This is a genomic window from uncultured Plantibacter sp., from assembly GCF_963518075.1.
Classification (GTDB): Bacteria; Actinomycetota; Actinomycetes; order Actinomycetales; family Microbacteriaceae; genus Plantibacter; species Plantibacter flavus_A.
The window spans coordinates 89,480-115,431 of the sequence record NZ_CAUQHZ010000008.1; the positions used below are offsets into that span (position 1 = coordinate 89,480).

General features: G+C 69.6%; 23 protein-coding genes. 15 read left to right on the forward strand and 8 right to left on the reverse strand.

Annotation, left to right across the window (positions count from 1 at the left end):
- Positions 1-103: 103 nt before the first annotated feature.
- Entirely contained in the window at positions 104-1,603 is a 1,500-nt protein-coding gene (locus RWN05_RS11180) for a sensor histidine kinase (RefSeq protein ID WP_079002802.1), read from the forward strand.
- Between the two features lie 77 nt (positions 1,604-1,680).
- On the opposite strand, the gene RWN05_RS11185 is transcribed toward RWN05_RS11180, so the two are convergent.
- Positions 1,681-1,929: a WhiB family transcriptional regulator gene (locus RWN05_RS11185; RefSeq protein ID WP_056012627.1), complete on the reverse strand. Its 249-nt coding sequence runs from the start codon at positions 1,927-1,929 to the stop codon at positions 1,681-1,683.
- A gap of 193 nt (positions 1,930-2,122) precedes the next feature.
- On the opposite strand from RWN05_RS11185, the gene RWN05_RS11190 reads away from it, so the two are divergent.
- A complete protein-coding gene (locus RWN05_RS11190; protein WP_153303454.1) occupies positions 2,123-2,548 on the forward strand; it encodes a hypothetical protein in 426 nt (141 codons plus the stop codon).
- Positions 2,549-2,586: 38 nt separating this feature from the next.
- Here the strand turns inward: RWN05_RS11190 and bcp are convergent, their stop codons facing one another.
- Genes bcp through aroA form a run of 3 tightly spaced genes read right to left on the reverse strand, consistent with a single transcriptional unit; the run spans position 2,587 to position 5,495 of the window.
- Complete coding sequence (bcp, locus tag RWN05_RS11195) at positions 2,587-3,066, reverse strand: thioredoxin-dependent thiol peroxidase (protein WP_079002800.1); 480 nt, start codon at positions 3,064-3,066, stop codon at positions 2,587-2,589.
- Between the two features lie 13 nt (positions 3,067-3,079).
- Entirely contained in the window at positions 3,080-4,141 is a 1,062-nt protein-coding gene (gene rsgA / locus RWN05_RS11200; protein ID WP_064295360.1) for a ribosome small subunit-dependent GTPase A, read from the reverse strand.
- Positions 4,142-4,145: 4 nt separating this feature from the next.
- The gene (gene aroA, locus RWN05_RS11205) at positions 4,146-5,495 is read right to left on the reverse strand and encodes a 3-phosphoshikimate 1-carboxyvinyltransferase (protein WP_314139573.1); all 1,350 of its coding nucleotides are present in this window, start codon (positions 5,493-5,495) and stop codon (positions 4,146-4,148) included.
- A 43-nt stretch (positions 5,496-5,538) separates the two neighbouring features.
- Here aroA and RWN05_RS11210 point away from each other — a divergent pair, with 43 nt between their 5' ends.
- Positions 5,539-6,228, forward strand: a complete 690-nt coding sequence (locus RWN05_RS11210) for a sigma-70 family RNA polymerase sigma factor (protein WP_079002798.1) — start codon at positions 5,539-5,541, stop codon at positions 6,226-6,228.
- Entirely contained in the window at positions 6,225-6,476 is a 252-nt protein-coding gene (locus RWN05_RS11215; RefSeq protein ID WP_064295247.1) for a zf-HC2 domain-containing protein, read from the forward strand. The genes RWN05_RS11210 and RWN05_RS11215 overlap by 4 nt, the downstream gene beginning before the upstream one ends.
- A 16-nt stretch (positions 6,477-6,492) precedes the next feature.
- Here RWN05_RS11215 and RWN05_RS11220 read toward each other — a convergent pair whose 3' ends face one another.
- Both RWN05_RS11220 and RWN05_RS11225 read right to left on the reverse strand, forming a co-directional pair.
- Positions 6,493-8,196, reverse strand: coding sequence for a sodium:proton antiporter (locus tag RWN05_RS11220; protein ID WP_121291850.1), 1,704 nt, complete (start codon positions 8,194-8,196; stop codon positions 6,493-6,495).
- A 136-nt stretch (positions 8,197-8,332) separates the two neighbouring features.
- Complete coding sequence (locus tag RWN05_RS11225) at positions 8,333-12,088, reverse strand: multifunctional oxoglutarate decarboxylase/oxoglutarate dehydrogenase thiamine pyrophosphate-binding subunit/dihydrolipoyllysine-residue succinyltransferase subunit (RefSeq protein ID WP_399542954.1); 3,756 nt, start codon at positions 12,086-12,088, stop codon at positions 8,333-8,335.
- A gap of 146 nt (positions 12,089-12,234) precedes the next feature.
- Here RWN05_RS11225 and RWN05_RS11230 point away from each other — a divergent pair, with 146 nt between their 5' ends.
- Together RWN05_RS11230 and RWN05_RS11235 are read left to right on the forward strand one after the other, a co-directional pair.
- Positions 12,235-13,674 carry a GuaB1 family IMP dehydrogenase-related protein gene (locus tag RWN05_RS11230; RefSeq protein ID WP_314139577.1) on the forward strand — a complete coding sequence of 480 codons (1,440 nt, stop codon included), beginning with the start codon at positions 12,235-12,237 and terminating at the stop codon, positions 13,672-13,674.
- A 48-nt stretch (positions 13,675-13,722) separates the two neighbouring features.
- On the forward strand, positions 13,723-14,022 hold the full coding sequence (locus tag RWN05_RS11235; RefSeq protein ID WP_314139579.1) for a hypothetical protein: 300 nt from the start codon (positions 13,723-13,725) through the stop codon (positions 14,020-14,022).
- A 15-nt stretch (positions 14,023-14,037) separates the two neighbouring features.
- Here RWN05_RS11235 and RWN05_RS11240 read toward each other — a convergent pair whose 3' ends face one another.
- Positions 14,038-14,883 carry a LysR substrate-binding domain-containing protein gene (locus RWN05_RS11240; protein WP_079003972.1) on the reverse strand — a complete coding sequence of 282 codons (846 nt, stop codon included), beginning with the start codon at positions 14,881-14,883 and terminating at the stop codon, positions 14,038-14,040.
- A 203-nt stretch (positions 14,884-15,086) separates the two neighbouring features.
- Here RWN05_RS11240 and RWN05_RS11245 point away from each other — a divergent pair, with 203 nt between their 5' ends.
- The 3 genes from RWN05_RS11245 (at position 15,087) to RWN05_RS11255 (ending at position 18,915) form a co-directional block, all read left to right on the forward strand.
- Positions 15,087-16,400 (forward strand): MFS transporter, encoded by a 1,314-nt coding sequence (locus RWN05_RS11245; RefSeq protein WP_071262469.1) that lies wholly within the window; start codon positions 15,087-15,089, stop codon positions 16,398-16,400.
- Positions 16,401-16,549: 149 nt separating this feature from the next.
- The gene (locus RWN05_RS11250; protein WP_064295253.1) at positions 16,550-17,869 is read left to right on the forward strand and encodes a hemolysin family protein; all 1,320 of its coding nucleotides are present in this window, start codon (positions 16,550-16,552) and stop codon (positions 17,867-17,869) included.
- Positions 17,866-18,915 (forward strand): hemolysin family protein, encoded by a 1,050-nt coding sequence (locus RWN05_RS11255; protein ID WP_064295254.1) that lies wholly within the window; start codon positions 17,866-17,868, stop codon positions 18,913-18,915. The genes RWN05_RS11250 and RWN05_RS11255 overlap by 4 nt, the downstream gene beginning before the upstream one ends.
- A gap of 75 nt (positions 18,916-18,990) precedes the next feature.
- Here the strand turns inward: RWN05_RS11255 and RWN05_RS11260 are convergent, their stop codons facing one another.
- The gene (locus tag RWN05_RS11260) at positions 18,991-20,067 is read right to left on the reverse strand and encodes an NADH:flavin oxidoreductase/NADH oxidase (protein WP_314139583.1); all 1,077 of its coding nucleotides are present in this window, start codon (positions 20,065-20,067) and stop codon (positions 18,991-18,993) included.
- Between the two features lie 140 nt (positions 20,068-20,207).
- Here RWN05_RS11260 and RWN05_RS11265 point away from each other — a divergent pair, with 140 nt between their 5' ends.
- The 6 genes from RWN05_RS11265 (at position 20,208) to RWN05_RS11290 (ending at position 25,886) form a co-directional block, all read left to right on the forward strand.
- Positions 20,208-21,071 carry an ADP/ATP-dependent (S)-NAD(P)H-hydrate dehydratase gene (locus tag RWN05_RS11265; protein ID WP_314139584.1) on the forward strand — a complete coding sequence of 288 codons (864 nt, stop codon included), beginning with the start codon at positions 20,208-20,210 and terminating at the stop codon, positions 21,069-21,071.
- Between the two features lie 149 nt (positions 21,072-21,220).
- Entirely contained in the window at positions 21,221-21,748 is a 528-nt protein-coding gene (locus RWN05_RS11270; RefSeq protein ID WP_139205505.1) for an FMN-binding protein, read from the forward strand.
- A gap of 20 nt (positions 21,749-21,768) precedes the next feature.
- Positions 21,769-22,656, forward strand: a complete 888-nt coding sequence (locus tag RWN05_RS11275) for an FAD:protein FMN transferase (RefSeq protein WP_079002792.1) — start codon at positions 21,769-21,771, stop codon at positions 22,654-22,656.
- A gap of 58 nt (positions 22,657-22,714) precedes the next feature.
- Positions 22,715-24,256 (forward strand): hypothetical protein, encoded by a 1,542-nt coding sequence (locus RWN05_RS11280; protein ID WP_314139587.1) that lies wholly within the window; start codon positions 22,715-22,717, stop codon positions 24,254-24,256.
- A gap of 89 nt (positions 24,257-24,345) precedes the next feature.
- Positions 24,346-25,575 (forward strand): glycosyltransferase 87 family protein, encoded by a 1,230-nt coding sequence (locus tag RWN05_RS11285; RefSeq protein WP_314139588.1) that lies wholly within the window; start codon positions 24,346-24,348, stop codon positions 25,573-25,575.
- 2 nt (positions 25,576-25,577) lie between these two features.
- Positions 25,578-25,886, forward strand: a complete 309-nt coding sequence (locus RWN05_RS11290) for a thiamine-binding protein (protein WP_064295260.1) — start codon at positions 25,578-25,580, stop codon at positions 25,884-25,886.
- Positions 25,887-25,952: the final 66 nt, after the last annotated feature.

Sequence of the window (25,952 nt, forward strand, 5' to 3'; positions counted from 1 at the left end):
GCGGGCCGCTGAGCGCCGTCGTCGTTCCGTGCCTGCCCGATCAGCGGTCGTCAGGGGACGCCCGGCGCACTCGGTGCCGGTCGGCCGAGCCTAGACTGGCATCGTGTCGACGCTCAGTGATCTCGTTCTCGCCCAGGGCCGCTCCAGTGCGGCCGACGTGGAGTGGCTGCACATGCTGCTCGCTGACAGCCAACTCCTCGCGGATCTGGCGTTCGCCGATATCGTCATCTGGGTACCGACCGATTCCGGCAGTTTCATCGCGGTCGCGCATTCGCGTCCGTCGAGTGCCGCGACACTCTTCTATCGCGACTTCGTCGGACAATCCATCAAGCAGGAATGGCGCAAGCAGGTCACCGACTGTTTCGAGAGTGGACGGATCATCGAGTCGTCCGCACCGGACTGGTACGAGGAGACCCCGACCAGGGTTCGTGCCGTACCCGTCGCCCGGCGGATATCTCCGACCGAGACGACCAATGCCGATGGACCGATCGCGGTCATCACCCGCCACACCAATCTCGGTGAGGCTCGTACGCCCAGCCGCCAGGAACTAACCTTCAACGACTGCGCGAGCGACCTGTTCGAGATGATCGCGGTCGGCGACTTCCCGGATCTCGGTGCGCCGACCGGACCACGCCGTGGCGCACCGCGCGCGAGCGACGGCCTGATCCGGCTCGATGTCGACGGCACCGTCACCTTCGCCAGCCCCAACGCGCTCTCGGCCTTCAACCGGATCGGCTTCGCCGAGGAACTCGAGGGCGAGTCGCTCGCGGACGTCACGACCCATCTGCTCTCCGGGACGGGGACCGTCACCGTCGACGAGTCCCTGCCGCTCGTCGTCACCGGTCGGGCGCCGTGGCGGACCGACATCGAGGACAAGGGTGTGACGGTCTCCCTCCGGGCGATCCCGTTGCGGAGCCGCGGCGAGCGGGTCGGCGCGATCGTGCTCTGCCGCGACGTCAGCGAACTGCGTCACCAGGAGCAGGAACTCATCACGAAGGACGCGACGATCCGCGAGATCCACCACCGGGTGAAGAACAACCTCCAGACGGTCGCGTCGCTCCTGCGGATCCAGGCCAGGCGGACGCACTCGGAGGACGCCCACGACGCCCTCACGCAGGCCATGCGGCGCGTGGCCGCCATCGCGGTCGTGCACGACACGCTGTCCGAGGGGCTCAACCAGAACGTCGACTTCGACGAGGTCTTCGAGCGCGTGCTCCTGCTCATCGCCGAAGTGGCGAGCTCCCACAACACCACGGTCCGCCCGAAGTCCTCCGGCTCGTTCGGCGTGCTCCCGAGCGAGTACGCGACGCCACTCGCCCTCGCGCTCACCGAACTCGTCACCAACGCGGTGGAGCACGGCTTGAACGGCCGCGACGGCGACGTGGAGATCACGGCCGACCGCACGGACGAGCTGCTGAGCGTGCAGGTCCGCGACAACGGCGTGGGGCTCCCGGAGGGGAAGGTCGGGTCCGGTCTCGGCACCCAGATCGTGCGGACGCTCATCCAGGGCGAACTGGGCGGGACGATCGACTGGCACACGCTCATGGGGAGCGGCACCGAGGTCACGATCGCGATCCCGATGCGCTGGGTCGCCAAGAGCTGAGGTCCTGGTCCGTCGCGAACGGCCGCGGGCATGCGAGAACCCCGGGGCCGTTCGGCACCCGGGGTTCTCGTCCGCGATTAGGAGGCGCGGCGGGCGCGAGCCGCGCGACGCTTGAGAGCGCGACGCTCGTCTTCGCTGAGGCCGCCCCACACACCGGAGTCCTGGCCGGTCTCGAGCGCGTACTGGAGGCACAGCTCCGTGACACTGCAGGTGGCGCACACGGCCTTCGCCTTGTCGATCTGATCGACCGCCGGACCGGTGTTCCCGACCGGGAAGAACAATTCCGGGTCGACGGTCAGGCAGGCAGCTTTATCGCGCCAATCCATAGGGGAGCTCCTTTTATTGCATGGTGAGATTTCTTCAACCGAGTGAGGGGTATCGGGAAGCGAAAGCCGAAATGCGAGGGGGATGATCGTCCGGGATTCGGGATCTGTCCACACCCTCGTGGACCTCATGTCGGCCTCAAACATGGTTTCATATCGGTAAGAGCAAATCAATAGCCAAGTTTGGGTGAACCCTGTGAGTACCGATCGAAACGCCACCTCCGCTCCGAACCCGGAGGAGCGTCGTCATCCGGCGGTGCTGGCCTTCATCGTCCTGCTCGTCGCCGAGGCGTTGCTCATGATCGGGCTCTCGGCCTGGTTCCTCTTCGAGCTGGTCGCGGCGACGCCGGCCTCGTTCACGAGCGCACTGGCGATCTTCGTGATCCTGCTCATCGCCACGGCGTTCGTCACGGCGCTCGCCCTCGGCGCGATCCGCGGACGGAGCTGGATCCGCGGGGGAGCGGTCACCTGGCAGCTCGTGCAGATCGCCGTCGCCGTCGGCGCGTTCCAGGGGGTCTTCGCGCAACCCGCGATCGGGTGGTTCCTGCTGTTGCCGTCGCTGGCCGTCCTCGGGCTCCTGTTCACGCCGGCGGTCGCCGCCGTGACCCGACGCGAGATCTGAGTGCGACTCGTCGGTCGTGATGGTCCAGCCGCGACGCGTCAGGCGTCGAGGCCGAGGGCCTTGCGGAGGCTCTTCACGTGGCCGGTGGCCTTGACGTTGTACCGGGCGAGGGTGAGGGTGCCCGTCTCGTCGATGACGAACGTCGAGCGGAGGACTCCCGTGACGATGCGTCCGTAGGAGTTCTTCTCGCCGTAGGCTCCGTACGCCTGGTGGACCGTCAACTCCGGGTCGCTGAGAAGCGGGAACGTGAGCCCGTCCTCCTCCTGGAAGGCCTTGAGCTTCTCGACGGAGTCCTTCGAGACGCCGAGCACCACGTACCCGGCACCGCTGAGCGATGCGAGGTTGTCGCGGAAGTCGCACGCCTGGGTGGTGCAGCCGGGTGTCATCGCGGCGGGGTAGAAGTAGAGGATCACCCGTCGTCCGGCGAAGTCCGACAGGGACACGCTGGTGCCGTCCTGGTCGGTGAGGGTGAACGCGGGGGCCGGGTCGCCGGCGGAGAGACGGAGGGGTTCAGGCATACCCCAAGCCTAGTCAGGAGTACTGGTCGGCTTTGATCGTGGCGAAGGTCCCCAGCAGCCGCTGGAGCGAGTCGAGGCGTGCCGGGCCGTTCTCCCCGAGCCGCCCCTCTGCGACGGCCTCGATGATCGCGCAGTCGGGGGCGTCGGGCAGATGGGTGCAGCCGCGTGGGCACTCGAGCGCGATCTCCGCGAGGTCGGTGAACGACTTCAGGATGTTGGCGGTGTCGACGTGTCCGAGACCGAACGAGCGGACGCCCGGGGTGTCGATGACCCACCCGGATCCTCCGGGCGCCTCGATGCGCAACGAGACGGTCGACGAGGAGGTGTGGCGGCCACGACCGGTGACGACGTTCACATGCCCCGTGGCGCGCTCAGCGGTCGGGACGAGGGCGTTGACGAGGGTGGACTTGCCGACGCCCGAGTGGCCGACGAAGACCGTGTCGTGACCGATGAGGGCTTCGGTGATCTCTGCGAGAGGGACATCGTCCTCCCGGCTGCGGAACACCCGCAGGCCGAGCCCGGCGAAGTTCGCGAGGAACTCGTCGGGGTCCTGGAGGTCCGTCTTCGTGATGCAGAGGATCGGGGTGATCCCCGCATCGTAGGCGGCGACGAGGTAGCGGTCGACGAGTCGGGCACGTGGTTCGGGGTTCGCCGCAGCCACGACGATGAGCATCTGGTCGGCATTGGCGACGACGACGCGCTCCATGGCGTCGGTGTCGTCGCCGCTGCGGCGGAGCAGCGTCGTGCGCGGCACGATCCGTACGATGCGCGACAGCGTGCCCTCGGCGCCCGAGGTGTCGCCGACGACGTCAACCCGGTCGCCGGTCACGATGGCCTGCTTGCGGAGTTCACGAGCGCGAGTCGACGTCAGGACGCGCTCCTCGGGCGTGCCTTCGTCGAGGAGCACCGTGTAGCGACCGCGGTCGACCGCGAGGACGCGGGCGGTCAGTGCATCGAGGTGCTCGGGGCGCGTCTTCGTCCGTGGGCGGTTCGCCTTCGGGTTCGGCCGCATCCTGATGCTCGACTCGTCGAGTTCCGGTTCGTCGTCGTCGACGCCGTCGTCCCACCAGCTCATCGATTCAGCCCCCGACCATCGCATGCCACAGTTCGGTGAACTGCGGCAGCGTCTTCGCGGTCGTGGCGACGTTCTCGATGGTGACCCCGGGCACGACGAGACCGAGGATCGCTCCCGTGGTCGCCATGCGGTGGTCGTGGTAGCTCGACCACTCGCCGCCGTGGAGGGGGCGCGGCTCGATGCGGAGACCGTCCGGGAGCTCCGTGACGGCGCCACCCAGCTTGTTGATCTCCGTCGCGAGGGCCGCGAGCCGGTCGGTCTCGTGGTGACGGATGTGCCCGATGCCCGTGATGGTCGACGGTCCGTCGGCGAGTGCCGCGAGTGCGGTGAGGGCGGGCGCGAGCTCACCGCCGGTGGTCAGGTCGAGGTCGACCGCGGTGATCCGCTCGCCGCCGGTGACGGTGAGGCGGTCGCCGTCGAGGGTGACCGTCGCGCCGAAGCGGGGCAGGAGGTCCGCCAGGTCGGCACCGACCTGGGTGGTGGAGGTGGGCCAGCCGCGGAGCGTGACGCTTCCGCCGGTGACGAGCGCCGCGGCGAGGAACGGTGCGGCGTTGGAGAGGTCGGGCTCGAGGTCGACGTCGAGCGCGGCGATCGTGCCGGGGGCGACGACCCACTCACCGACGGAGGGCTGTTCCACGGTGACCCCGCGGGCCGCGAGGGCCGCGATGGTCATCTCGATGTGCGGCAGGCTCGGCAGACGATCGCCCTCGTGGACGAGGTGGAGGCCGTGCTCGAAGCGGGCTGCGGCCAGCAGGAGGCCGGACACGAACTGGCTCGACGACGACGCGTCGATCGTGAGCTTGCCACCCTTCACCGTGCCCGTGCCGTGCACCGTGAAGGGGAGCGCCTTCCGGCCGTCGTCGCTGATGTCGACGCCGAGCGCCTGGAGCGACCCGATCATGGTGGCCATCGGCCGGTTCCTGGCCGATGGGTCGGCGTCGAACACGGTCGGCCCGAGGGCGAGGGCGGCCAGCGGTGGGACGAAGCGCATGACGGTGCCGGCGAGCCCGCACTCGACGGTCGTGCTGCCGAACAGCTCGCCCGGCGTGACGAGCCAGTCCTTACCGAAGGCGCCCGACGCCGGTCGCTCGACGATGGTGGTCCCGAGTGCGCGCAGCGCCTCGACCATGTTGGTGCTGTCCATCGAGTGGAGCGGGGCGCGCAGGAGGGAGGGCCCGTCGGCCAGAGCGGCCAGGACGAGCTCGCGGTTCGTGAGCGACTTCGAGCCCGGAAGCGAGACGGTCGCATCGACCGGACCGCCCGCGACGGGCGCCGGCCAGGCTGCGTCGTCGTGCTCGGGTTCGGCATCGCCGTACACGTCGAAATCTGGTGCGGAATACGGATTGGTCAACATTGGTTCCAACAGTAGTCGGGGTCGAGAGCAGAAGGAGGAGCGGATGTCCACAGCGGTACTGGAACGACCGGTGACGGAGGCCGATCACGGCCGTCTGGCGCTGGCCGTAGACTGGCCGGTGATGACCTCCGTCGACCCAGAAGCCCTTCCGGCCGAGCCGGACCCCCGATCACTGTTCGAAGCACAGGCACTGCCGTTCATCGATCAGTTGTACGGCGCTGCCATGCGCATGACGAAGAACCCGTCGGACGCTCAGGACCTCGTCCAGGAGACGTTCGTGAAGGCCTTCGCCGCGTTCGCGCAGTTCGAACAGGGCACCAACCTCAAGGCGTGGCTCTACCGCATCCTCACGAACACGTACATCAACACGTATCGGAAGAAGCAGCGCGAGCCGTACCAGGGCACCATCGACGACCTCGAGGACTGGCAGTTGGGCGGTGCCGAGTCGATCAGCGCCACCTCCAGCCGATCCGCCGAGGCCGAAGCGATCGATCACCTGCCGGACAGCGACGTGAAGAACGCGTTGCAGGCCATCCCGGAGGACTTCCGCCTCGCGGTGTACCTCGCCGACGTGGAGGGCTTCGCCTACCAGGAGATCGCCGACATCATGAAAACGCCCATCGGGACCGTGATGAGTCGTCTGCACCGTGGCCGACGACTCCTACGCGACCTGTTGGCCGACTACGCCTCGTCCCGGGGGTTCACCGTGACGAAGCAGGGGAGCAAGAAATGAGCGACTGCGGCTGCGACAAGGCCAAGCGAGACCTGGAGGAGTACCTCCGTCACGAGGTGTGCAAGACGGAGGCCGCCGACATCCGCGAGCACCTCGCGAACTGCCCGGAGTGTCAGAACGAGGCGCTCGTCGCCCAGACCCTCACCGAGGCCGTGCAGCGGGCGTGCAAGGAGACGGCACCCGAAGACCTGAAGAACCAGGTCCTCGCGTCGCTCCGGGCCACCCAGGCCACCCACGAGAGCGCCTGACGGCCGACCGACGGCATCAGCCGGCACCGTCGAGGCGTGACTCCTCGACGTCCAGCATCCGCTGCGCCTTCGCCAGCACCTCTGAGGAGTAGCTGCCGGTCGCCCGCGCATCGAGGAGCGCGTCGCGTTCGGCGTCGAGCACCCGGCGTCGCAGTTGTCGGAACTGCTCGTGCGGGCCCACGCCGGCGTCGGTGCGTTCCGCCGCCGACTCGACGCGGATGAGGCTGCTCGTACGCACCCGGTCGACGACCGCGGTGTCGAACGGCTCGCCACCGTCCGTGCGCAGCTGCGGGTCGTCGAGGGCGGCCACACCGACGGTCGAGATCTCCTCGACGAGACCGGCCAGTTCCGCCATCGCGGCCTGCTCGTCCGTCCCGCCGACCCGGGACAGCCGTATGACGAGCGGGAGGGAACCGCCCTGGAGCAGCAGGGTGACGATCGCCACCGTGAACGCGATGAGGACCAGCTCCGCCCGATACGGCGTGTCGAGCGGGAGCGACTGCGCGGCGGCGATCGTGACGACCCCACGCATGCCCGCCCAGGCGAGCACCGCGCCGCCGCGCCACCCGAGTCCCTCGCGTTGCAGGAAGTCCAGGTCGGCGCTCCGCCGGGCGATCGACCTCGAGAAGGCGGCCTTGCGCTTGGCTGAGCGCGCGTTCTCCGTCGGATGCTCCTCGAGACGTGCTGAGACCTCCGCCAGCCTCGGGCGCCGGGCGAGGGCCTCCCGTTCGTCGCGTCGCAACGACCAGACGAGGACGCCGACGAACACGATGCGGACGACGATGAGGGTGCTGGCGGTCAGCAACCCCAGGCCGATCGACGACCAGATGCCGAGGTCGTCCTGCTCCACCTGCGAGACGATGGCCTCGAGCTCAAGGCCCATGAGCAGGAACACCCCGTTCTCGAGGAGGAACTGCGTCGTCCGCCAGTTGATGCGCTCGCTGATGCGGTCCTGGGCGGTGAAGTACTTCGCGCTCTGATGCCCGGTGTAGAGTCCGGCGACGACGACCGACAGGACGCCCGAAGCGTGGAAGTGCTCGGCGGGCAGATACGCGATGAACGGCACGGCGAAGGAGATGACCGTCGTGAGGACCGGGTCGCCGAGGCGGGACCGGATCCGGACCGTGATGAACCCGACGACGATCCCGATCGCGATCGCGAGCGCCACGGCATAGGCGAAGTCGCCCAGGACACCCCACAGCGAGACCGTGCCGGCGGTCGCGGCGATGGCGGAGCGCAGGAGGACCAGGGCCGAGGCGTCGTTCACGAGGCTCTCGCCCTCGAGGACGCTCACGAGTCGTGACGGCATGCCCAGCCGCTTACCGATGGAGGTCGCGGCGACCGCGTCGGTCGGACTGACGACGGCACCGAGGGCGATGCCGGCGGCCAGGCTCAGGTCGGGGAGGATCGTCGACAGGATCCAGCCGATGAGGACCGACGACACCACGACGAGGACGACCGAGAGTCCGGAGATCGCTTTGAGATTGCGTCGGAAGTCGACCAGGGGCACGTTGACCGCGGCGGAATAGAGGAGCGGCGGCAGCACGCCGGCGAGGATCCACTCCGGCTTGACCTCGACGTCCGGCACGAACGGCAGATAGCTGAGGGCGAGCCCGACCAGGACGAGGATGAGCGGGGCTGCCACGCGCAGCTTGTTCGCGAAGCGGGCCACCGCGACGATGGTCACCACCGCGACGACGGCGAGGAATGCGAAGTCCATGGCGTCAGCCTATTGGCGGCGGCTCACCGCCCACTCACGGATCGCTGTCGCCGTGCTGACCACCCGCGCTCAGAGGACGAGGCAGACGACGACGACCGCCCGTCGGAACGGGCGGTCGTCGGTCGTGCGGCTGGGGTCAGAGCGCCAACGCGGTGCGGAGGAGCTCCGCCTGCTCGGCGGCGTGACGCTTCGCCGAACCCGTTGCGGGGGAGGCGGACGCGCTGCGGGACACGTTGCGGATCGTCCGACCCTCGAGGTGCTTGGCGGCCTCCAGGCAGATGAACGGCCATGCGCCCTGGTTCTCCGGCTCGTCCTGCACCCACACCAGTTCGGCGTTCGGATACTGCGCGACCACGGCGTTCAGCTCGGCCACCGGGACCGGGTAGAACTGCTCGACGCGGACGAGGGCGATCTCGTCGTTCGGCTGCTTCTGCAGCTCGCTCAGGAGGTCGTAGTGGATCTTCCCGGAGTGCAGGAGGACCCGTTTGACCGCGGCCTTGTCGGTGATCCGTTGGTCGTCGATCACCGGCTCGAAGCGACCGGAGGTGAAGTCCGCCACCGGGCTGGTCGCGCCACGCAGACGCAGCATCGCCTTCGGGGTGAAGACGACGAGCGGCCGACGCGGGCGGGCGTACGCCTGGCGACGCAGCAGGTGGAAGTACGACGCGGGGGTCGACGGCCGTGCGACGGTCATGTTGTCCTCGGCGCAGAGCTGCAGGAACCGCTCGATCCGCGCGGACGAGTGGTCGGGCCCCTGGCCCTCGTAGCCGTGGGGGAGGAGGAGCGTGACACTCGACCGCTGCGACCACTTCTGCTCGGCGGAGGAGATGAACTCGTCGATGATCGTCTGCGCGCCGTTGGTGAAGTCGCCGAACTGCGCCTCCCACAGCACGAGCGCGTCGGCGCGTTCGACCGAGTAGCCGTACTCGAAGCCCATGACCGCGTACTCGCTGAGGAGCGAGTCGTAGATCCAGAAGCGGGCCTGGTTGTCGCTGAGGTTCGCGAGCGGCAGCCATTCCTGGCCGTTGACCCGGTCGTGGAGGACGGCATGGCGCTGCACGAAGGTGCCGCGGCGGGAGTCCTGTCCGGACATCCGTACCGGGGTGCCCTCGATGAGCACCGATCCGAGCGCGAGCAGTTCTCCGAAGCCCCAGTCGATGTTGCCGTTGCGGCTCATGTCGAGTCGCTTCTCGAGGAGCTGCTGCACCTTCGGGTGGACGGTGAACCCGGCGGGCTTGTTGTTGAACGCGTCGCCGATGAGCTGCACGACGCCCTCGGAGACGCCGGTCGTCTCGAGTTCGCCGGAGTAGCCGTCCTCGTCGAGGACCTCGGTCGGGATCGGCGTCGGCGAGGTCTGCTCGGCGTGCGTCTCCATGAAGGCGCGTTCGAGGCGGTCCTGGAAGTCGCGGTGCGCGGCCTCGTACTCCTCCTCGGTGATGTCGCCACGGCCGACGAGCGCCTCGGTGTACAGCTTGCGCACGGAGCGCTTCGCCTCGATGAGGCTGTACATGAGCGGCTGGGTCATCGACGGGTCGTCGCCCTCGTTGTGGCCGCGTCGGCGGTAGCACACGAGGTCGATGACGACGTCGCGCTTGAACTCCTGGCGGTACTCGAAGGCGAGCTCCGCGACCCGCACGACGGCCTCGGGGTCGTCGCCGTTCACGTGGAAGATCGGCGCCTGGATGGTCTTCGCGACGTCGGTGTTGTAGATGGAGGAGCGGCCCTCGCCAGGAGGCGTCGTGAACCCGACCTGGTTGTTGATGACGACGTGGACCGTGCCGCCGGTGCGGTAGCCGCGGAGCTGGGACAGCTGCATCGTCTCGAGGACGACGCCCTGACCGGCCATCGCCGCGTCGCCGTGGATGAGGATCGGGAGGGTGCCGAACGCGCCGATCGGTCCGCGGTCCTGCTTCGCGCGGACGATGCCCTCGAGCACGCCGTTGACGGCCTCGAGGTGCGAGGGGTTCGCTGCCAGGTAGACGGGGATCTCGCGGCCGTCCTCGGCCTTGAAGGTGCCCTCGGTGCCGAGGTGGTACTTCACGTCGCCGGAACCGTGGCTCGCCGGGTCCTGCGTGCCCTCGAACTCGCGGAAGATCTGACCGTACGTCTTACCGGCGATGTTCGTGAGGACGTTGAGGCGGCCGCGGTGGGCCATACCGATCGCGACCTCGTCGAGCTGGGCCTGCGACGCACCCTGGAGGATGGTGTCGAGGAGGGCGATGGTGGACTCGCCGCCCTCGAGGCTGAACCGCTTCTGGCCGACGTACTTCGTCTGCAGGAAGGTCTCGAACGCCTCGGCCTCGTTGAGCTTGCCGAGGATCCGCATCTGCTCGTCGTGCGTCGGCTTCTCGTACTTGCGCTCGACCTTGCTCTGGATCCACTTGCGCTGCGCGGGGTCCTGGATGTGCATGTACTCGATGCCCGTGGTGCGGCAGTACGAGTCGCGGAGGACGCCGAGGATGTCGCGCAGCTTGGCCGTGCGAGCCGAGCCGAAGGCGCCCGTGACGAACTCGCGGTCGAGGTCCCAGAAGGTCAGGCCGTGGGTCTCGATCTCGAGGTCGGGGTGCGAGCGCTGCACGTACTCCAGCGGGTCGATGTCGGCCATGAGGTGGCCGCGGACGCGGAACGCGTTGATGAGCTCCTGGACGCGGGCGGTCTTGTCGACGGCGTCGGCGAGGTCGACGCTGATGTCGGGCGACCAGTGGATCGGGTCGTACGGGATGCGGAGCGCGGCGAAGATGTCCTGGTAGAAGCTGCGGCTGCCGATGAGCAGCTCGTGGACGACCTTGAGGAACTCGCCCGAGCCGGCACCCTGGATGACGCGGTGGTCGTAGGTGCTCGTGAGCGTGATCGTCTTGCCGATCGCCAGCTCGTTGAGCGTGCGCTCGGAGGCGCCCTGGAACTCGGCCGGGTACTCGAGGGCACCGGCGCCGATGATGCAGCCCTGGCCCTTCATGAGGCGGGGGACCGAGTGCACGGTCCCGATGCCACCGGGGTTCGTGAGCGAGATCGTGACGCCCTGGAAGTCGGCTCCGGTGAGCTTGCCCTTGCGGGCGCGGGTCACGAGGTCCTCGTACGCCGAGAGGTACTCGTTGAAGGTGAGGGTGTCGGCGCGCTTGATGCCCGGCACCATGAGGGCGCGGGAGCCGTCGGGCTTCGGGAGGTCGATGGCGATGCCGAGGTTGATGTGCGCCGGGGCGACGACCGTGGGCTTGCCGTCGGTCTCCTCGTAGTAGACGTTCTGGCTCGGGAAGTCCTTCAACGCCTGGATGAGGGCCCAGCCGATGAGGTGGGTGAAGCTGACCTTGCCGCCTCTGGCGCGCTTCAGGTGGTTGTTGATGACGATGCGGTTGTCGATCATCAGCTTCGCCGGGATGGTGCGCACGCTCGTCGCGGTCGGGACCGTCAGGCTCGCGTCCATGTTGGTGGCGAGCGACTTGGCCATGCCCTTCAGCACGGTGACCTTGTCGACGTCCTCCGGAGCGGGTTCGGTCTGGTCGCTCTTCGGCTGCTGGATCTGGTTCGGGCTCGTCATCGGGGCGTCGGCCGGGATCGGGGCCGGCTTCGCCTGGACCGAGGTGGTGCGGGCGACCGGCTGCGCACCGATGACCTGGATCGGGGCCGTCGGCGGGTTGACCCGGGCCGCGTCCTCGGCCGCCGCAGGGGCGGGGGCCGGCGCCGTGGTGCCGACGGACGCCGCACCGTCGTCCGACTGGCCGCCCGTCGTCCCCTGGGCTGCGCCGTTCACCGGCCGGTAGTGCTCGAGGATCGGCCACCAGGAGCGGTCCACGGAATCCTTGTCGACGAGGTACTGCTCGTACATCTCGTCGACGAGCCATTCATTGGCTCCGAATTCGTTCGTTGCGCCGTCATCGGCGCCCACTCCGGTCATCTGGCTCGACACCGTCGATCGCCCACTCTCTCCGTTGAATTCTCACTGTTTGCAGGCAGGGAACATGCCCGCACGATCCAGTCATCAAGCCTAAACCCATTCCGTCGTCGGTGCGGCTCGGACGCCGCTCGGGATACGGTGTTCTCATGCGGTTCATCGGTGAGATCCCCAGCCACGACCTGACGTACTCGGACGTGTTCCTCGTCCCCAGCCGCTCCGGGATCACGAGTCGACTCGACGTCGACCTGGCTCCGGATGACGGCACCGGCGCCACGATCCCGATCGTCTCCTCTAACATGAACTCCGTCACCGGGCCACGCCTCGCGGCGGCCCTGGCGCGGCGCGGCGGACTCGGCGTCCTGCCGCAGGACATGCCGCTCCAGGAGCTCGACGCGGCGATCCGCTGGGTCAAGGAGCAGCCGGTCGCCTTCGACACCCCGCTGATCATGCGCGCCGATCAGACCGCGGCCGACGCCCTGCGCCTGATCCCCGCGGTCGCCGGTCACGGCATCGTGCTCCACGACGAGCGCGACGCCTTCGCCGGCTGCATCCCGGCCGCGCGTCTCGCCACGGCGCTGCCCGACGCACGGCTCGGCGACCTCGCGCGCGGATCGCTCGCCTCGATCGACGCCGACGACGTGACCGGTGGCCGGGCCGCGTTCGACCTCATGGTGGCCGCCGACCTCGAGTTCGCGCCCGTGCTGCACCACGGAGCGGTCGTCGGCACCCTCAGCCGGACGAGCGCGCTCCGGTCGACCATCTACACGCCGGCGCTCGACGCGTCGGGCCGACTCCGGGTCGCCGCGGCGATCGGGATCAACGGTGACGTCGCCGTCAAGGCGCAGGCGCTCGCCGCCGCCGGGGTGGACGTCCTCGTGATCGACACCGCCCACGGGCACCAGGAGGGCATGCTCCGGGCGATCGCGGCCGTCCGCGCCCTCGGTCTCGGCCTCCCGATCGTCGCCGGCAACGTCGTGTCCGCCGTCGCGGTGCAGGACCTCGTCGACGCCGGCGCGGACATCCTCAAGGTCGGTGTCGGCCCCGGTGCGATGTGCACCACCCGGATGATGACGGCGGTCGGACGTCCGCAGTTCTCGGCCGTGCTCGAGACGGCCGCGACCGCCCGCGCGCTCGGCGCGAAGGTCTGGGCGGACGGTGGCGTCCGCTACCCCCGCGACGTCGCACTCGCCCTCGCGGCCGGCGCGTCCTCGGTCATGATCGGTTCCTGGTTCGCCGGCACGATCGAAGCCCCTGGTGAGCTGCAGCGCGCCGCCGACGGGTCGCTCTACAAGGAGAGCTGGGGCATGGCGTCGACGAAGGCCGTGCACGAGCGCTTCGGTCGACTCGATCCCTTCGAACTCGCGCGGAAGACGCTCTTCGCCGAGGGCATCTCGTCCTCCCGCATCACGATCGACCCGCTCCGGCCGTCGGTCGAGGACCTCCTCGACATGATCACCGCCGGTGTGCGCTCGTCGTTCACCTATGCGGGTGCCGACTCGGTCCCCGGCTTCCACGAGCGCGCCATCGTCGGCGTCCAGTCGGCCGCCGGGTACGAGGAGGGCAAGGCGCTGCCCGTCTCCTGGTGAGCCGCGGCACTGGTGCGGCGCGCACGACCGCGGTGGGATGATGGGCCCATGGCGGTGAACGGTGGGACGCGCGGGTTCGGTGTCGGCATGCAGGTCCTCGTGCTCGTGGACCCGGGATCCGACCCCTCGACGGGGGAGCGTGCCTCCGGGGTCATCGTCGCGCCCGGCCGCCAGCGTGCCGCGGCGTTCGTCTCGGTGTGGACCGAACAGCTGACGACGTGGATCGTCGAGTTCGACGAACCCTTCACCGCGCCCGACGGCAGCGGCCCGCACGAATCGGCCGAGGTCCGCGAGACCTACCTCATCCCGGCGCCGTTCGCCGAGGCGTGGGAGTCCATCGACGCCTGACCGCCGTGTGCTCGCTCAGGCGAGCGACCGGTCCATGATGGCCGAGGAGAGCGCCTCCACCGGGCCGGCGGCCGCCAACGGGTTCGCGAGCAGGGTGAAGTCGACGCCGCCCAGGGTCGGGAGTTCCAGCCGGTTGCTCAGCATGACGAGGTCGCTCGGGATCAGGCTGCGCGGGAAGACCGCGACGCCGAGCCCGGCCCGCACCGCCGCGAGGACGCCGTTCACCTCCCGCGTACTGCAGGTGATCCGCCAGGTGCGCCCGGCGGCTTCCAGGGCGTCGATCGCCAGCTGCCGGGAGAGACTCGGATCCTGGTAGGCGATGAGGGGGACGGGCTGGCCCGGCTCGATCGTGGTCTTCTCGAGACCGACCCAGACCATCGAGTCGGTCCGCACGAGCTTGCCCTCGTTCTGGCCGGGGTGCATCTTGATGAAGATGAGGTCGAGGGCGCCCGCCTTCAGCCGGCGGTACAGCGGCCCGCTCTGGTTCACCGTGAGTTCGAGGTTCAGCTGCGGGTGACCCTGCCGGAAGTGCCGCAGGATCCGGGGGAGCTGGGTCATCGCGAGGTCGTCGGCGGCCCCGAAGCGGAGGCGACCGCTCATCGCCGAGCCGGTGAAGTAGCTCTCCGCCGAGGCGTGTGCAGCGAGGATGGTCCGCGCGAACCCGGCCATCGCGTCACCGTTGTCGGTCAGGCGGACCGCTCTCGTGTCCCGGACGACGAGCCACCGTCCTGCGGCCTCCTCGAGCCGTCGGATCTGCTGACTGACCGTCGGCTGGCTCAACCCGAGCTGCGCGGCGGCGCGCGTGAAGTTCTTCGTCTCGGCGACGGCCAGGAAGGTGCGCAGCAGTGCGGGGTCGAACATGCATGAGCCGATCATTCAAGAATCGAATAGGACTGATAGGGATCATCCTGCTCGGAAATGGCCGCGTCCGCAATAGCGTGGACGGGAGCCGACGGCCTCCGCGGCTCCACCCATACGACACGCACTCGACATACGAAACGCTGGCTCTCTCCGTGACCCCTCCCTCCGACACCGCCGTCGCTCCGCCGCCGCCCACCGCCCCCATGCCGATCGTGGGGGAGCGCCCCGCCTGGCGGGACACCTTCTCCTCGCTCCGCGTCCCGAACTTCCGACTCTTCACGATCGGACACATCGTCGCGACGACCGCGATCGGAATGCAGCGCATCGCGCAGGACTGGCTCGTCCTCGAACTCTCCGGCAGCGTCGCCGCCGTCGGGATCACGGTCGCGATGCAGTTCGCGCCCATGCTGCTGTTCGGACTGCTCGGCGGCGTGATCGCGGACCGCTACTCGAAGCGCGTGCTGCTCATGATCACGCAGTCGCTCGCCGCCGTCCTCGCGGTCGCGCTGTCGATTCTGACGCTCAGCGGCGCGGTCGAGGTGTGGCACATCTACGTCATCGCCTTCATGCTCGGGCTCGTCACGGTCGTCGACAACCCGGCGCGACAGGTGTTCGTGAACGAGCTCGTGGGCCCGGCGAGACTGCGGAACGCCATCAGCCTCAACTCCGCCGTCTTCCAGCTCGGGCAGCTCGTCGGTCCGGCCGTCGGCGGTGTCCTCATCACCGCCGTCGGTTCCGGGTGGTCCTTCGCGATCAACGCCCTCGCCTGTTCCGGCGTCGTGCTCACCCTGGCGCTCATGCGCGTCTCGGAACTCGTTCCGACCCCGGTCGTCGCGAAGGCGAAGGGCCAGCTCAAGGAGGGGCTCGGCTACGCCATGCGGAAACCGGCCATCCGGTGGACGGTCATCATGGTCGCGTTCATGTCGGTGTTCGCCTTCAACCTGCCGGTCCTGCTCGCCGCCTACGCCTCGGACGTCTTCGACATCGGCGCGAGCGGCTACGGGTTCCTCAACGCCCTCGTCGCCGTCGGAGCGCTGACCGGGGCGCTCGCGTCGACGAGGCGTGGGGGTGTGGACCTGCGCATCGTGATCGTCGCGGCGGCGGCGGTCGGTGTCCTGCAGGCGGCCGCCGGCGCGATGCCCGTGCTCCTGCCCTTCGCCCTCCTGCTCGTCGCGGGCGGGGTCGCGAACCTCCTCTTCATCACGGCGGCGAACTCGCTCGTCCAGCTGTCGTCCAACGTGGCGATCCGCGGACGGGTGATGTCGCTGTACATCCTCGTGCTGCTCGGCGGGCAGTCGATCGGCGGTCCGCTCATGGGCTGGCTCGTCGAGGTCGCCGGGCCACATGTGGGCATGATCGTCTCGGGTGGGGTCCCGGCGCTCGCCGCGGCGTGCATCGGAGCACGGTTCCTCCTCCTGCGGCGTCGGAAGCGTCGCGCGGCCGAGGATCGCCAGCGGCAGACGGAGGCTGAGAAGAACCCCGGAAATCCGGGGTCCACAGCCGCGGATGTCCGATAGACTCGTCCGCACAATGGACGACCCTCCTTCAGACAGATCCCCCGGCCACCATCCCAGCCCCGTGCTGACCCGATCACGGGAGACGACCGCCCATCCGGGCGACGGATCCCCCACTCCGGCATCGACCGCTCAGCACGGACGGGATCGTCATGTCTGAGTGGATCATGCTCGGCGTCGGCCTCGTACTGACCATCGGCACGGGCTTCTTCGTCGCCTCCGAGTTCGCGCTCGTGAACCTCGACCGCGCCGATCTCGAGGCCCGCCGCGACCGTGGTGAGACCCGCCTGACGATGACGATCGCAGCGCTCAAGATCACGTCGACGCACCTGTCGAGCGCGCAGCTCGGGATCACCCTGACCACCCTCCTCACCGGTTACACCATGGAGCCGGCGCTGTCGTCGATGCTCGCCGGTCCGCTCGGCGCCATCGGGATCCCCGAGGGCGTCGTCGCCGTCGTGGCGACGATCGTCGCGATCACCCTCGCCACGCTGCTCAGCATGATCATCGGCGAGCTCGTGCCGAAGAACTTCGCGCTCGCGTTGCCCCGACAGACGGCCAAGTTCGTCGTCCCGTTCCAGACGGCCTTCACCTGGGTGTTCAAGCCCGCCATCGTCGTCCTCAACGGCAGCGCCAACGGCTTGCTGCGGTCGATGGGCATCGAGCCCAAGGAGGAGCTGTCGGGAGCCCGGACGGCCGAGGAGCTGTCGTCCCTCGTGCGTCGATCGGCGCTCGAGGGCACACTCGAGGCCGACACCGCGACCCTGCTCAACCGCACGCTCCGGTTCTCGAGCCACGACGCGTCGGACGTCATGACGCCCAGGCCGCGCATCGCGTCGATCCAACGAGGCGAGCCCGCCCAGGCGGTGCTCGCCCTCGCGAGGTCGACCGGCCACTCGCGCTTCCCCGTCACCGATGCCGACGTCGACGACATCACCGGTGTGGTGCACGTGAAGCAGGCCATCGCAGTCCCGCGCGACCGCCGCGGCGAGGTGCCCGTCTCGGCCCTGCAGTCACCGGCGCTGCGCGTCCCGGAGACGATGAAGCTGGACGTGCTGCTCTCGCAGCTGCGCGGACGCGGCTACCAGATGGCCGTCGTGGTCGACGAGTACGGCGGCACCGCGGGCGTCACCACCCTCGAGGACCTCGTCGAGGAGCTCGTGGGCGAGGTCGCCGACGAGCACGACCGTTCGCGTGCCGGGGTGGTCCGCGGACGCGACTCCACGACCTTCCCGGGCAGCCTGCGTCCCGACGAGCTCCTCGAGCGCGCCGGCGTGCGCGTCCCCGAGGACGGCCCGTACGAGACGGTCGCGGGCTACGTCATGAGCGAGCTCGGACGGCTCGCGGTCTCAGGCGACGAACTCGAGCTCGAAGACGGAACGCTCCGCGTCGAGCGACTCGACGGCCGACGGATCGATCGGATCCGATTCACCCCGAGACCCGTCGTGTCGGAGGACGGTGGTGACGTATGAGCGACTGGGCAGGAATCGCCTGGCTCGTGGTGCTGCTGCTCGCGAACGCCTTCTTCGTCGGTGCCGAGTTCGCGGTCATCTCCGCGCGTCGGTCGCAGATCGAACCCCTCGCCGAGCAGGGGAGCCGGAGCGCCAAGACCGCGCTGTGGGCCATGGAACACGCCACGCTCATGTTGGCGACGAGTCAGTTGGGCATCACCGTCTGCTCGCTGCTCATCCTGAACGTCTCCGAACCGGCGATCCACCACCTGCTGGAGGTGCCGTTGGCGCTCACCGGCTGGCCTGAGGAGACCATCGGCACGGTGGCGTTCATCATCGCGCTGCTGCTCGTCTCCTACCTCCACGTGGTCTTCGGCGAGATGGTCCCGAAGAACCTCTCCTTCTCGATCCCGGATCGCGCGGTCCTGCTGCTCGCTCCGCCGCTCGTCTTTGTGGCGCGCGTCTTCCGACCGATCATCGTGTCCCTCAACGCGACCGCGAACGCCGTCCTCCGCCTGTTCCGGGTGGAGCCGAAGAACGAGGCCGCGAGCGCGTTCACGCTGGACGAGGTGGCGACCATCGTGGACCAGTCCACCCGCGAGGGTGTGCTCACCGACTCGACGGGTGCGCTCGTTGCGGCGTTCGAGTTCACCGAGAAGAAGGTCCACGACGTGGCCCTGCCGCTCGGCAGCCTGATCACGCTGACGGAGGAGGCCACCCCCTCGGACGTCGAGCGCGCCGTCGCCAAGTACGGCTACTCGCGGTACGTGATCGTCGACGACGAGTCGGTGCCGATCGGCTACCTGCACTTGAAGGACGTGCTTCGGTACGACGACCTCGACGGCAGTGGCGACGAGGAGCGGCCGGTGCCCGCGAAGCACATCAGGCAGCTCGTGTCGGTGTTCGAGGATTCGGACGTCGAAGACGCACTGACCACGATGCGCCGCTCGGGAGCACACGTCGCCCGGGTGTTCGACGAAGCGGGCGCCACCACCGGGGTCCTCTTCCTCGAGGACATCATCGAGGAGCTCGTCGGCGAGGTCCAGGACGCCACCCGGCGTCGCTGATCGGACGCCGGAGCCCCGACACGACGACGGCCCCCACGCGATCGCGTGCGGGCCGTCGTCGTGTCGGGGTCGCGCTCAGGCGCGCGGCTTGGCCCGCTCGTACTGGCCCGGCCAGGCGACCTCCACGCCGAGCTCGGTCGCGGCGCGCAACGCGAAGTGCGGATCACGGAGCGCCTCGCGGGCGACCATGACCGCCTCCGCCTGCCCGTCGGCGACGATGGCCGCGGCCTGCTGGGCGTCGGTGATGAGCCCGACGGCGCTCGTGTCGACACCTGTCGATCCGATGTGCGCCGCGAACGGGACCTGGTATCCGGGGGAGAGCGGGATGCGGACGCCGCCGACGGCTCCACCGGTGGAGATGTCGAAGAAGTCGGCGCCTCGCTCGGCGCACCAGGCGGCGACGGTCGCGGTCTGGTGCTCGTCCCATCCGTCGTCCACCCAGTCCGTGGCCGAGAACCGGACGAACAACGGCAGACCGGCCGGGAGGACCCCGCGCACGGCCTCGACGACGCGCAGGAGGAGCTTGGCCCGGTTTTCGAGCGAGCCGCCGTAGCCGTCCTCGCGGTGGTTGACGAGCGGGGAGAGGAACTGGTGCAGCAGATAGCCGTGCGCGGCGTGGAGCTCGATGACCTGGAAGCCGGCGTCGACCGACCGGACGGCCGCCGTCCGGAAGTCGTCGACGACGCGGTCGATCCCCTCCTCGTCGAGGGCCTCCGGGACGGCGTAGCCCGGGAAGGGCTCGGGCGACGGGGCGACGGTCGACCAGCCGCCCTCCTCGATCGGCACGCTGCCGTGCCCGTCGGTGCCCCAGGGGGCGAACGTGGAGGCCTTCCGGCCGGCGTGCGCGAGCTGGATGCCGGGGACGGCACCCTGATCGGTGATGAACGCGGTGATCCGTCGCCAGGCGTCGCGCTGTTCGTCGTTCCAGATGCCTGCGTCCTGGGGGGTGATCCGACCTTCGGGGCTGATCGCCGCCGCCTCGGAGATGACGAGGCCGAAGCCGCCCGCCGCGAACTGGCCGAGGTGCATGAGGTGCCAGTCCGTCGGGACGCCGTCCCGGGCGGTGACGCTGTACTGGCACATCGGGGCGATCCACAGGCGGTTGGGGACGGTGAGGTCGCGGATGGTGATCGGATCGAACAGCTGGGGCACGGAACTCCTCGGGTCTCGGGGCGACGGGCGTCGCCACCCGGCTCAACGTCCCCGGGCGCGCTTGGATTCCCGACACCGGGATGACCGACGATCGACGGCTCAGAGCCGGGTCGCCGCGGCGACTGGCCTAGGGTGATGGCATGGCCGAACCGCGACTCTGGACCCCTGCCGACGCACGCGACTGGATCGCCGTGCCCGATGCCGAATCGGACAAGTACTCCCGGGGTGTCCTCGGCGTCGTGACCGGGTCCGACCGCTACCCGGGTGCCGCCGTGATCGGTGTCGAGGCGGCGATCCGCACCGGCGTCGGCATGGTCCGCTACCTCGGAGCGGACCGACCGGCGAACCTCGTGCTGCAGCGACGTCCCGAGATCGTGACGGCGGAGGGGCGCGTGCAGGCCTGGCTCATCGGCTCCGGCATGGACCCCGGCAAGCTGACCCGCGAGGAGAGCTCGCTGCTCGACGCAGCCCTGCACGGGGGCGAGCCGGTCGTCGCCGATGCCGGGTCGCTCCGTCGCGTCGCCGCGGGTGCCCACCAGCGGGCGTTCGGTGTCGACGAGTCGTGGCGCATCGTGGCCACACCCCACGTCGGTGAACTGGCGACCATGTTGAGCGGCCTGGGGAGCCCGGCCGAGGTCGGGGACATCCGCGCCGACCCCGTGTCGTACGCGGCCGACGTCGCCGCCCGCCTCGGCATCATCGTGGTGCTGAAGGGCGGCACGACCCACGTGGTCGCGCCGGACGGCGACGCCATCACGGTCTCCGGCGGATCGCCCTGGCTCGCGACCGCCGGCACCGGTGACGCCCTGGCCGGGATCATCGGGGCGCTCGTCGCCACGAACGCCGAGCGCGTGCTCGCCGACCCCGGCTGCCTGGCGAGCGTCGCCGCGAGCGGGGTGCTCCTGCACGCGGCCGCAGGGGACGCCGCCGCAGCCGACGGCCCGCTGGCCGCGCTCGACGTGGCCGAAGCGGTGCGCGGTGTCGTCGATGGTCTCCTCCGCTGAACGAGCGTTCATCGGTGGACGAAGGACAACTCCCAGAACGCTCATAGCTCGCCCATAGGGAAGCTCAGGACACTGGTGCCACCGCGGCGGAGACCTCGCCGCGGCGGCCGCCGCACCGCGGCCCACACATCGCCCGAGGAGATTGAACGATGCGCAACCCCACCACCACCCAGCCTCCCGTCCGCACGCCACGGCTGTCCGTGGCGGCGAAGAAGACGACGTTCGCGGCTCTGACCGGCCTCACCCTCGTCGGCAGCCTGGCCGGTTGCTCGGCGGCCGACGCCGGCAGCTCGACCACCACCACGCAGCCGAGCACCGAGAGTGCGGCGACGCCCGAGGCGACCACCTCGACCGACGCCGCGGCGGGCTCGGGCGCCACCGACTACCAGGACGGCTCCTACACCGCGGACGGCAGCTACCAGTCGCCGAACGGCACCGAGTCGATCACGGTGACCGTCACCCTCGCCGCGGACACGGTCACGGCGGTCGACGTCGTCTCGCACGCCGAGAGCGCGAACAGCAAGCGCTACCAGGCGGAGTTCATCTCCGGGATCGCCGCCGAGGTGGTCGGCAAGGACATCGACAGCCTCAAGGTCTCCAAGGTCGCCGGTTCCTCGCTCACGAGCGGCGGCTTCAACGCGGCCATCGACACGATCAAGACCGAAGCGAAGGGCTGAGCCGCAGGGCCGGACCGACGATGAGCGAGACGACACTGCGCTTCGAGGCGATCGGCACCGGATGGGAGCTCGACACGGCTCTCCCGCTCGAGCCCGAGACCGCCGAGGCCGTCGCCGCGTGCATCGACCGGTTCGACCGGACCTGGTCGAGGTTCCGGGACGACGCGTTCATCGCGCGCTTCGCCGCCGGCCCGGTCTCGACCGCCTTCCCCGACGACGCGCGCGAGGACGCGGTCGCGCTGTTCGACACGTACCGGCGTCTGCACGATGCCACCGCCGGAGCCGTGACGCCGTTCATCGGCACCTCGCTCGAACGGCTCGGCTACGACGCCTCCTACTCGCTCGTCCCCCAGGGCCCGGCGGTGGCCGCCCCGCACTGGGACGACGTGGCCCGGTGGGACGGCGAGGTGCTCGAGACGAGCGTTCCGCTCGTGATCGACATCGGTGCGGCCGGCAAGGGGCGGCTCGTCGACCTCGTCGCGGACCTCCTCCGCAGCCACGGCCACGAGTCCTTCACGGTCGACGCCTCGGGCGACCTGCGTCACGAGCACGGGTCCCGCACGTCGGACCCGCTCCGCATCGCGCTCGAGCATCCGTACGATCCCAGCAAGGCCATCGGGGTCGCGACGATCGACGACGGAGCCCTCTGCGCCTCCGCCACCAATCGTCGTGCCTGGGGCGACGGCCTCCACCACGTCATCGACGGCCGGACCGGCGAACCGACGAGGACCGTCGCGGCGACCTGGGTCACCGCCCGGGAGGCGATGGTGGCCGACGGACTGGCCACCGCGCTGTTCTTCACCGATCACGAGACCCTGGCGGAGGCGTTCACCTTCGAGAGCGTCCGCATGTTCACGTCCGGTCTCACCGACCGGTCCGTCGGGTTCCCCGGCGAACTCTTCACCTGAGTCACGCGCCACAGGGCCCGAGCCCGGTCGGCACCATCTCCCAGAAAGCAGACCGCACATGAACGGCCGTACCGGCTCCTTCTTCGGCACCGTCCTCGGGCGGGTCACCATGTACCGCCTCGTGACGCTGTCACTCGGCACCCTCGCGATCTACGCCTTCGTGCTGTCACTCTTCGGGCAGGTGTTCTACAAGCCGCTCGAGCTCCTCGCCACCCTGGTGACGCTGCTCGTCGTCGGCTACCTGACGAACCGCCTGTTCGGTGCGCTGTTCCAGGTGCAGCCGCACAGCGAGTCGTCCGTCATCACCTCCCTCCTGCTGTTCTTCATCCTGTGGCCGACGAGCGAGCCCACCGCACTGGCCTGGATCGCCCTCGCCGCCACGGTCGCCTCTGCGTCGAAGTACCTGCTCGCGATCAGGGGTCGGCACGTCCTCAATCCGGCGGCCATCGCTGCACTGGTGATGAGCGTGGTGGCGAGCTACGTCACCCTCCCGGGCGTGTCACCGTCGGTCTGGTGGGTCGCCAACCCGTGGCTGCTGCCCGGTGTGGTCATCCTCGGCGGCCTCGTCCTCATCCGGACGAAGCGCCTCACCATGGCGCTCGTCTTCATCGTGCTCTCCTGGGCGCTCGTCACCGTCCGGCTCGTCACCGGCGGTCAAGAACTGGGACCGGCACTGCTGGCTCCGCTCACGTCATACCCGATCCTCTTCCTCGCGGCGTTCATGCTCACCGAGCCGCTCACGCTCCCGCCGCGGCGCTGGCAGCAGCTCGCCGAGGCGGCGATCGTCGCGGTGCTGTTCTCCATCCCGTTCATGCTCGGCCAGGTGGCGTCGACCCCGGAGCTCGCGCTCATCGTCGGCAACGTGCTCGCGTTCGCCGTCGCCCGTCGTCGGGGGATGCGTCTGACGCTCGAAGGCACCCGCGCCCTCACCCCGACGGCGGTCGAGTACCGGTTCAGCTCGAAGCGGTCGATCCCGTTCGCGGCCGGCCAGTACCTCGAGCTGTCGTTGCCGCACCGCGGAGCCGACGTCCGCGGCTCGAGGCGCGTCTTCAGCATCTCCTCGCCACCCGACGACGACCGCACGATCCGCGTGGCGATGCGTGTGCCCGAGCGGGCCAGCAGCTTCAAGCGGGCGCTGAGTGCGCTGCCGGTCGGCGCGAGCCTCTCGGCGACCGGCGTGTGGGGCGACTTCGTCCTGCCGAAGGACGCGAGCAAGCCGATCCTGCTCATCGCCGCCGGCATCGGGATCACCCCGTTCGCCAGTCAGCTGTCCCGCCTGCACCTCCGCACCGACAAACGTGACGTCGTCCTCGTCTACGTCGTGTCAGACGCGCAGGAGCTCGCCTACGCGGCCGAGCTCGAGACCTGGGGGACACCGGTGCTCGTCGTGGGACCGACGGACGACATCCGGCTGCCGGACGGCTGGCGTGGCCTCGGACCCGGGCGCCTCGACCACGAACGCCTCGCTGAGGCCGTCCCGGATCTGGCCGAGCGTGAGGTCTTCATCTCCGGGCCGCCCGCGATGATCGAGGCCCTGAAGCCCGCCCTGCGCGGGATCGGCGTCGGACACGTCCGCACCGACGCCTTCAGCGGGTACTGATCAGCAGGCTCGCGGACCCGACCCGCTCGGGCGTCGAGCCAGTGGCGGACGGGTTCCACAGGCGGCGCGAGCCTAGGATGGTCCACGTGATGCGGCGTTGGCTCCTCTGGTGCGGGTTCAGCCTCGTGCACCTCCTCGTCGGGTGGCTGTGCCTCGTGGCGGAGGGTCTCCCGCTCGGCGACGTCGTCCTCGTGTACCGGCCGTGGGTGGAACAGGCGACGTCCGGCGGCCCGATCCCCGCCATCGACGAGCCCTGGGTCTACCCGATCCTCGCGATCGTCCCCATGCTGATCCCGCTGCTGCTCGGCAGCGCCGGGTACGGCGTCGGCTGGCTCCTGCTGGTGACCGCGATGAACGCCGGGGCGTTCGCGGTCCTCCTCGGCAACGGCCACTCGCGCCCACGATTGGTCGCGGCATGGTGGTGGCTCGCGTTCCTCCTCCTGCTCGGACCGATCGCGCTCGCCCGGATCGATTCCGTGACCGTCCCCATCGCGATCGTCGGGCTCCTCTGGGTCGCCGGCCGCCCGCGGGTCGCCGCCGTCCTCCTGACGCTCGCCGCCTGGATGAAGATCTGGCCGGCGGCCCTGATCGGCGCGATCGTCCTGGCGCACCGCCACCGCGGCCAGGTGCTGATCGCGGCGGCGGCGACGTCGGCCGTGGTCCTCGGGGTCGGCCTCGTGCTCGGCGGCGCGAACGCGGTCAGCTTCGTGACGGAGCAGACCGGACGCGGTCTCCAGATCGAGTCGCCCATCGGCAACGCCTACCTGTGGCTCGCCGTCCTGGGCGTCCCGCAGAGCTTCGTCTACTACGACCGCGACATCCTGACCTTCCAGGTGACGGGCCCGGGCGTCGACACGGCGATCGCCGTCATGACGCCGCTCCTCGGTCTCGCCGTCGCCGGCGCGGTGCTCCTCGGGGTACTCGCAGTGCGGTCCGGGCGCCCACTCGTGCAGGTGCTCGCGCCGTTGTCGCTCCTCTTCGTCCTCACGCTCATCATCTTCAACAAGGTCGGGTCACCGCAGTTCGCGATGTGGTTGGCTGCACCGGTGATCCTCGGGATCGTCCTGCAGCGTCGGCGTTTCCTCGCGCCGGCCGTCCTCGCGGTGATGATCGCCGCGCTCACGCAGCTCGTCTACCCCTACTTGTACCTGTGGTTGCTCAACGTCGACCCGGTCCTCGTGACGGTGCTGACGGTCCGCAACCTCGCCTATCTGGTCCTCGCCGGCTGGGCCGTCCATGCGTTGTTCTCGCCGCGTCACCACGACGAGGACGTCTCCTCGGTCTCCATCCCCGTCCCCGCTCGAACCCACAAGGAGTGACCATGCTCGTCGCCTTCTCCGTCGCCCCCAGCGGCACCGGCAACTCGGACGGTTCCGTCCACGACGCGGTCGCCGCGGCTGTGCGGATCGTCCGCGAGTCCGGCTTGCCGAATCGGACCGACTCCATGTTCACGACCATCGAGGGGGAGTGGGACGAGGTGTTCGCGGTCATCAAGGACGCCACCGAGGCGGTCGGCGCCTACGGCAGCCGGGTCTCGCTCGTGCTGAAGGCCGACATCCGTCCCGGCTACACGGGTGAGCTGACCGCCAAGCTCGACCGGCTCGACGCCGCGCTCGAGAACGACGGCTGAGCCCATCGGGCAGCGGTCGTCCGGTTTCGTCCGTCGGGACTCGAATCGATTCGAGGATTCCCGTAC